At 53.0% G+C, this 8,064-nt stretch carries 7 protein-coding genes; 5 read left to right on the top strand and 2 right to left on the bottom strand.

The window, feature by feature from the left end; genetic code table 11:
• On the top strand, positions 1 to 417 hold a 417-nt coding region (gene hslV / locus AC1HCM_RS00960; RefSeq protein ID WP_479459904.1), incomplete at its 5' end, for an HslVU peptidase proteolytic subunit.
• Between the two features lies 1 nt (position 418).
• Here the strand turns inward: hslV and gltB are convergent.
• Positions 419 to 4,912, bottom strand: coding sequence for a glutamate synthase large subunit (gene gltB / locus AC1HCM_RS00955; protein WP_479459903.1), 4,494 nt, complete (start codon positions 4,910 to 4,912; stop codon positions 419 to 421).
• A gap of 97 nt (positions 4,913 to 5,009) precedes the next feature.
• On the opposite strand from gltB, the gene AC1HCM_RS00950 reads away from it, so the two are divergent.
• Both AC1HCM_RS00950 and AC1HCM_RS00945 read left to right on the top strand, forming a co-directional pair.
• On the top strand, positions 5,010 to 5,318 hold the full coding sequence (locus AC1HCM_RS00950) for a metal-sulfur cluster assembly factor (protein WP_479459902.1): 309 nt from the start codon (positions 5,010 to 5,012) through the stop codon (positions 5,316 to 5,318).
• Entirely contained in the window at positions 5,306 to 5,791 is a 486-nt protein-coding gene (locus AC1HCM_RS00945) for a V4R domain-containing protein (RefSeq protein WP_479459901.1), read from the top strand. The genes AC1HCM_RS00950 and AC1HCM_RS00945 overlap by 13 nt, the downstream gene beginning before the upstream one ends.
• Here AC1HCM_RS00945 and AC1HCM_RS00940 read toward each other — a convergent pair whose 3' ends face one another.
• On the bottom strand, positions 5,792 to 6,388 hold the full coding sequence (locus AC1HCM_RS00940) for a methylthioribulose 1-phosphate dehydratase (RefSeq protein WP_479459900.1): 597 nt from the start codon (positions 6,386 to 6,388) through the stop codon (positions 5,792 to 5,794).
• 82 nt (positions 6,389 to 6,470) lie between these two features.
• On the opposite strand from AC1HCM_RS00940, the gene bioB reads away from it, so the two are divergent.
• The gene (bioB, locus tag AC1HCM_RS00935) at positions 6,471 to 7,472 is read left to right on the top strand and encodes a biotin synthase BioB (protein ID WP_479459899.1); all 1,002 of its coding nucleotides are present in this window, start codon (positions 6,471 to 6,473) and stop codon (positions 7,470 to 7,472) included.
• Between the two features lie 4 nt (positions 7,473 to 7,476).
• Positions 7,477 to 8,064, top strand: a 588-nt coding sequence (hemH, locus tag AC1HCM_RS00930) for a ferrochelatase (protein ID WP_479459898.1), incomplete at its 3' end; no start/stop codon positions are given.

The following is an 8,064-nucleotide window of genomic DNA, read 5'->3' as shown; positions in this document are numbered from 1 at the left end:
ATAAGGAAGCTATACAAGGACAGCGTACTGGTTGGCTTTGCGGGGAGCGCTGCGGACGGTATGGCTCTCATGGAGAGGCTTGAACAGAAGCTTGAGGAGCACCGTGGGAATCTCCTGAGGGCTTCGGTTGAGCTTGCCAAGGACTGGAGGATGGATAAATACCTCAGAAGGCTTGAGGCTCTTTTACTTGCGGTTGACAGGGAGCACATGCTCCTTCTATCCGGAAACGGAGACATAATAGAACCCGACGAGCCAGTGCTCGGTATAGGCTCCGGGGGAGACTACGCACGGGCGGCAGCCCTCGCCCTTTACAGGAACACAGATATGGGGGCTGAGGAGATAGTTAAAGAAGCTCTCAAGATAGCCTCAGAGATATGCATATACACAAACGACAGCTTCGTTATTGAGAAGCTCTGAACTACCTGCTGAGAATCTCAACCTCACAGGCATCGCTCTCACCGTAGGGGTCCCTCTTACACTGCTCAAGGGGGATGACCTTCCAGAACTTGGGAAGGAACTCTGCGAAGTTTTCAAGTATCTCCCTTGCCCTCGGGCTACCTGTGTAGTTGTAGTGCTTCTCTATTAGGCTTCTTAGCTCCGATATCTCATCCTCACCGACGAGCCTGCGGGCATAGACGTAGGAGTAGTTCAGCTTGTGTTCAAGGGTCTCGGACTCATCCAGTATGTAGGCATGTCCGCCGGTCATACCACCACCAACGTTGTAGCCTACCTCTCCGAGAACCGTTATAACACCTCCGGTCATGTATTCACAGCAGTGGTGACCCGTCCCCTCAACTACCGCAACAGCTCCGCTGTTCCTCACGCCGAACCTCTCCCCAGCTCTTCCGGCAGCGTAGAGCTCACCACCTATGGCTCCGTAAAGGCAGGTGTTACCCATGATTACGTTTTCATGGGTCCTTTCAACCCCTTCGGGCACGAGGATTATCCTTCCACCCCACATGCCTTTACCAACGTAATCGTTGGCGTCTCCAATCAGCCTCAGGGTTACCCCCCTGTGGTTGAAGGCTCCAAAGCTCTGTCCGGCTGTCCCTCTGAAGGTCAGCCTTATGGTGTCATCGGGAAGTCCCTCATCCCTGTACTTGAGAGCTATGTGGTAGTTTATCTTTGTGGGGATGGTCCTGTGGACGTTCCTTATCTCGTACTCCTTCTCAAAGGGCTCCCCTCTCTCTATGTAGGGGAGAACGTCCTTGAGTATCTCATCGTTGAAGTTGGGAGCGGGGTTGTCGTTCCTTTCCACAAGGCACCTTCTCGGTCTGTCCTCGGGATAACCCTCAAGAAGAGCCTCCACCTTCATCCTCTTTGAACCCGGAAACTCATCGTACCTGACGACCTCAATCAGGTCCGTCCTTCCTATTATCTCGTCAAGGGACCTTGCACCCATCTGGGCTAATATCTCCCTCACCTCGCGGGCGACCGCTCTGAAGTAGGCGATGACGTTCTCCACCTTTCCCTTGAACTTTGCTCTGTACTTGGGGTCTTGGGTGGCAACGCCTGTTGGGCAGGTGTTCAGGTGGCAGGCTCTCGCCATCACGCACCCTTCCGCTATCATGGCTGCTGTCCCGAAGCCGAACTCCTCCGCACCCAGAAGGGCTCCTATTATCACGTCTTTCCCGGTTCTCATTCCCCCGTCAACCCTTACCCTTATCTTATCCCTGAGGTTGTTCTCCATAAGTAGCCTCTGGGTCTCCATGAGACCTATCTCCCAGTAGTTGCCTGCATTCTTTATTGAGGAGTAGGGTGATGCACCCGTTCCGCCTTCCGCACCGCTTATCTGAACTATGTCGGCGTAAGCCTTCGCTACACCGGCGGCTATGGTTCCAACGCCGTGTTCTGAGACGAGCTTCACGCAGACGCGGGCTTGGGGATTAGCCTGCTTGAGGTCGTGGATAAGCTGGGCGAGGTCCTCTATGGAGTATATGTCGTGGTGAGGAGGTGGCGATATGAGGGTAACGCCTGGTTGGGCATGCCTTAGCTTGGCTATGTACTCGTTTACCTTGTGTCCGGGGAGCTGTCCTCCCTCTCCGGGCTTTGCACCCTGGGCTATCTTTATCTCAATGTCCTTTGCGGAGGCAAGGTATGTGGGTGTGACCCCGAAGCGTCCGCTGGCAACCTGCTTTATGGCGGAGTTCTTTTCAGTCCAGTACCTCTTTGGGTCCTCTCCACCCTCTCCGGAGTTGGACTTCATGCCGAGCCTGTTGCAAGCCTCAGCTATCACCTCGTGGGCTTCCGGGGATAGAGCTCCCAGAGACATACCTCCAGTTACGAACCTCTTGAGTATCTCTTCCTCTGGCTCTACCTCCTCTACAGGTATAGGCTTTTCTGCCTTCTTGTAAGAGAGGAGGTGCCTTATGAAGGTTGGATGCTGAGAGTTGGCGAGCCTTGAAAATTCCTTGTAGTCCTCATAATCCTTTGTATCAAGGAACTTGTGGAGTGCTCTCACCACGTGAGGAGACCAGGCGTGGAACTCACCCCCCTTCCTGAACTTCATGTCTCCGCCGTAGTCAAGCTTCGGATCATCGGTTTCGTAGGCTGCATTGTGCCTTGCGAGGGTTGAGTTCTCTATCTCCTCTATTCCGTCCGCCTCAAGGGTGACGGGCGTTCCGGTGAAGAACTTATCAACGACATCCCTGTTGAGGCAGACGGTATCAAATATCTGGGCTCCGTGGTAGGAGTTGAGGGTTGATATTCCCATCTTTGACATAATCTTCAGAAGCCCGTCCTCCAGAGCCTTCTTGTAGTTAAAGACAGCCTCTTCGTAGTGTATGTCAAGCTTACCGCTGTCGCAGAGCTCCTTGATGGTTTCGTAGGCAAGGTAGGGGTAAACGGCGGAAGCTCCGTAGCCTATCAGGCAGGCTATCTGGTGGGTGTCCCTCGCCTCTCCTGTCTCAAGTATGAAGGATACCTTTGTAGAGAGACCTTGCTTCGCAAGGTGTTTTGTGCAGGCGGATACCGCAAGGAGAGAAGGGATGGCAACCCTGTGCTTGCTTATGTACCTGTCCGAGAGGATTATTATCTGGGCACCTTCCCTTACAGCTTCTTCCACCCTCCTCTGGAGGGTCTCTATACCCATCATGAGGTCGTTTATGGGGATCTCCTCGTAGAGGGCGTCCATTATGAGCTCCGATATCCTCCTCTCCCCAGCCATGTCCTGGAGCTCAACCACGTTGTAGCTCCTCTCCTTTGGATAGCAGATGGGTATGCGAACAACCTTGAACTCAGTCTGCTCTTCTATAGCCTTGAGCTGGTAGTCAAGGAGTATGGGGGAGTCTATCTGGAGCCTCTTGGCGTGCTCCGGTGTCTCTTTCAGGAAGTTCCTCTTGTGTCCGAGGTTCATCTTCAGGGACATCACGAGCCTTTCCCTTATGGGGTCAATGGGTGGGTTCGTAACCTGGGCGAACCTCTGCTTGAAGTACCTGAAGAGGAGCTTGGGCTTCTCCGATAGAGGGGGGAGGGGTGTATCGTCTCCCATTGAGAAGGTGGGTTCTTTTCCCGTCTCAGCCATGTACTGGAGGACGTTCTTTATCTCCTCCTGGGTCCAGCCGAAGGCTATCTGCTTCCTTATCCTCTCGGGGTCTTCCTTGGGAAAGCCGAGAGCCTTCCCCTCCGTGAGGTGGGAGAGCCTCAGGAGGTTCTTCTCTATCCAATCCCTGTAAGGCTTCCTGTTTGCGAGCTCCTCAAGGACTTCGTCGGTCTTCTTGACGCTTCCTTCCTTCAGGTCAACCACGAGGGTGTCTCCCGGTCCGAGCCTACCCTTCTCCTTTATCCTCCTTTCCCCAAGGTTTATCATCCCCACCTCTGAGCCGAGAACGAGGATGCCGTCCTCCGTCAGGACATACCTCGCAGGTCTGAGACCGTTCCTGTCAAGGTGGGCACCTATCTTGTCCTTGTAAACAAAGGCTATAGCTGCAGGTCCGTCCCAGGGCTTCATCAGCAGGGACTGGTACTCAAAGAAAGCCTTCACCTTCTCTGAGAGCTCGGGAACGTGCTCCCAGGCTGGTGGTATGAGCATGTTTATGGCGTGCTCGGGAGAGAAGCCAACGAGACAGAGGAGCTCAAACACCTTGTCAAGGGAGGCTGAGTCGCTTTCATCGTAAGAAACGAGAGGTTTTATAAGCTCCCTGCTGTCCCCCAGAACCTCGTGCTCCAGCTCGTTCTGAAGGGCGATCATCCAGTTCCTGTTTCCCTGGATAGTGTTTATCTCACCGTTGTGGGCGAGGGTCCTGAGGGGCTGGGCGAGCCTCCAGTTGGGTAGCGTGTTGGTTGAGTACCTCTGGTGGAAGAGGCAGTAAGCGGATTCGTAATCCTCTTCCCTGAGGTCTGGGTAGAACCTGTCAAGCTGGGGGGCAACGAGCATCCCCTTGTAAACTATCTCCCTCGTGGAGAGGGAGGGTATGTAGACCTTGCTGTCTCCGAACTTGTTCTCTATCTTTCTGCGGGTCAGGTAGAGCTTGACATCCCTCTGCTCTTCGGGAATCCCCTCCATGTCAAGGAGGAGGTGCTTTATCTTCGGCATTACCTTGAGGGCTGTCTCCCCGACCGCATCCGTGTCAATGGGAACGTCCCTCCAGCCGAGGACCTTTATCCCTTCCTTTACGAACTCAGCGACTATCTTATCCTCAATATCCTCGTAGAGGAAGAACACACCGACGGCGAGATTCTCAATTGAGGACAGAGGATAGCCGAGTTCATCTATTATCCTTGAGAAGAGCTTTCTCGGTATCTGGGTAAGGACACCGGCGCCGTCGCCGGTCTTTCCATCACCGCCTATCGCACCCCTGTGGGTGAGGTTCTTTACAGCCTCAACCCCCCACCTGACTATATCGTTGTCAGCTTTTCCATCTATATTGCACACAAATCCGACACCGCAGGAATCCTGTTCGTATAGCTTCATCCTCACACCTCACGCAAGAAAAGAGTATATATAATATAGCTTCCCTCCTATGATAAAGCTCCTTTCTTTTTAAATCTCAGGGGGTAAGATACTCACTATGGAAAGGGAGATACTTGAAGCGCTTAAAGAGGTAAGGGACCCTGAGATACCCATAGACATAGTCAACCTCGGGCTAATATACGGCATAAGGGTCAAGGACAACGTGGCTTACATAGACATGACCCTCACGGTTCAGGGATGTCCCGCCAAGCAGTTCTTTGCGGAGCATATAAAACAGAAGGTGCTTGAAAAGTTTCCTCAGCTCAAAGACGTTGTTGTAGAATTTGTATTTGAGCCACCCTGGACGAAAGAGAAGATCTCGGAAGAGGGAAAGGCTCAGCTGAGGAAGATGGGATGGGATATCTGAAGGATAACATAAAGGCTCTCGCGGAAGCCATAGAGAGGGAGTCTGTCCTCATCCACAGGGACGCACTCATAGACGGCTACAGGGACATCTACAAGCTCTCAAAGTTCGGCATAGACAGGATAATAAAGAAGGCGGCTGAGTACGGAGGGAAGAAGGGGGCGAAGACACTGAAGGAGCGCTACGGCGTTTACACCGACAGGCTTGATGAGGCGCTTGAACTCTTAACGATAATAGCTGAGTCCTCAAGGCTGATAGACCTCTTTGAGTACGACCTTGAGCGCATGGAGATACACGTTGAGGGCTCAATACTCGTGGAGGCAATAGGAAAGAGCCAGAAGCCCGTGTGCAAGCCCATGGCTGGTTTCTTCAAGGGGTTTCTCAGCGACCTCCTTGACAGGAGGTTTGAGGTTGAGGAGGTAACGTGCGCTGCTCAAGGCTATGAGAGATGTACCTTCAGAATAAAGCAAAAGTAGCTACCTTATAGCCATGAGCTTCAGCTCACACTCAAAGAGAAACTCATAGGCTTCGGCGTGAATCAGGGCGCTCTCCATGTCCCTTCCCCAGGTGTACAGACCGTGGGAAGCTATCAGGAAGCCGAATACCCTCGGATGGTCCTTGAGGTAGCGTCCGACTCTTTCCGACAACCTTCTCATATCCTGGTCGTTTTCAAAGACGGGTACCGTTATCTTTGTTTCATGGGTTTCAATCTCAGGAAAAGCCTTAAGCAGTTCGTAGTCCTCAAGCTCCACACTACCCTTGGCTATGCGGGATATGAGGGTCGCGTTTGGGGAATGGGTGTGAACCACAGCCCTCACCTCTGGGAAGGTTCTGTAGATGAGTGTGTGAAGGAGGGTCTCCGCGGAGGGCTTCTTATCCTCAAGGGGTCTTCCCTCCATATCAACGAAGAGGATGTCTTCGGGCTTTAGCCTTCCCTTGTGCCTCCCCGAAGCTGTTATGGCTATCCTGCCATCCTCAAGCCTGATGGATATGTTCCCGCTCGTTGCAGGTACCCATCCCTTTGAGTCAAGAAACCTTCCAGCCCTTACTATCTCCTCCACAGCTTGATTCATGATATCTGCCTCCTACGTCCAGAGGTGCCTATCCCAGCTGACAGGTTTATATTATCTTGGATCAACTTACGGAGGTGAGAGTATGGACAGGTACGAGAGCCTTATCATAGATCTCTACAGCAAGGCAAAGGAGTACAAACCCCTTACAAGGGAGGAGGCTCTTTCAATACTTGAGCTACCCGACGACTACGTGCCCTTCCTCGTTCACTTTGCCCAGAAGATAAAGAAGCAGTTCTTCCCCGAGAACGAGCTGGAGTTCTGCTCAATAATAAACGCCAAGAGCGGTGCCTGTTCGGAGGACTGCAAGTTCTGTGCCCAGTCCAAGTTCTACAAGACGCCCATAAACGTTTACAACCTCGTTCCGAAGGAGGAGATAGTTGAGGGTGCGGAGAGAGGGGTTGAGTTCGGTGCCAACAGGTACTGCGTGGTCCTCGCCGGAAAGCAGGCAACCCCCGAAGAGGTTGACAGGATAGCCGAGGCGGTCAGGGAGGTGAAGGAGGTTGAGAAGCTTCCCATAAACGTCTGCGTCTCCGCAGGAACTATGGATGAGGAGAGCCTCAGAAAGCTAAAGGAGGCGGGCGTAAGAAGGATAAACCACAACCTTGAAGCGAGCAGGAACTTCTTTCCGAAGATAGTCACCACCCACAGGTGGGAGGACAGGTACGAAACAATAAAGAGGATAAAGGAGGTGGGATTATCAACCTGCTGTGGCGGTATATTCGGCATGGGTGAGAGCAAGGAGGACAGGGTTGACCTCGCCCTGACCTACAGGGAGCTTGAGGTTGACTCCATACCCCTGAACTTCCTGATGCCCATACAGGGAACTCCCCTTCAGGATGCCCCGGGCATAACACCCCTTGAGGCTCTCAAGGTTATAGGCATGTTCAGGTTTACAAACCCGAAGGCTGAGCTCAGGCTCTGCGGAGGCAGGGAGCAGAATCTGAGGGACTTCCACGGCATGGCTGTCCTGATGACGAACGCCATGATGGTAGGCGGGTATCTTACCAGAGCTGGAAGGGACATAAAGAAGGACTATCAGCTCCTTGAGGACCTGAGGGCGAAGAGGAAGGAGGCTCTTGTATAGCTCAATGAAGACGGGTGTCCTTCTTCTCAACATGGGCGGACCAGACAGCCTGTCCGCCGTTGAGCCCTTCCTCTACAACCTCTTCTCAGACCACGACATAATAAGGATACCCAGACCCGTTCAGAAACCCATCGCGTGGCTGATAGCCAAATTCAGGGCTAAGAAGACCCGCCACTACTACGAGCTCATGGGTGGGAAGTCTCCCCAGAGGGAGCAGACTGAGGAGCAGGCGAGACGTCTTCAGGAGCTGCTCGGGGAGGGATACAGGGTTGAGGTTGCTATGAGGTACTGGCACCCTTTCACTCAGGAGGCGCTTGATAGACTCTTTGAGGAAAGGATAAGGAGGCTCATCCTCCTTCCCATGTATCCCCAGTACTCCTCAACCACAACGGGTTCCTCCTTCAAGGAGTTTGAGAGGGTTTACAGAGGGGGAGGCTATCCCCAGGTTCCCGTAGTCAAGGTTGAGAGCTACCACAACCACCCCCTCTATATTGAGGCTATGGTCCAGAACATAAAGGAAAACCTTCCCAACTGGAGGGATTACCACTTCCTCTTCTCAGCCCACAGCCTTCCCATGTATGTCATTGAGGAG

Source organism: Hydrogenivirga sp. (genome assembly GCF_056450045.1).
The sequence above is the reverse complement of the archived record's forward strand: the minus strand, read 5'-3'. Positions and strand labels throughout refer to the sequence as shown.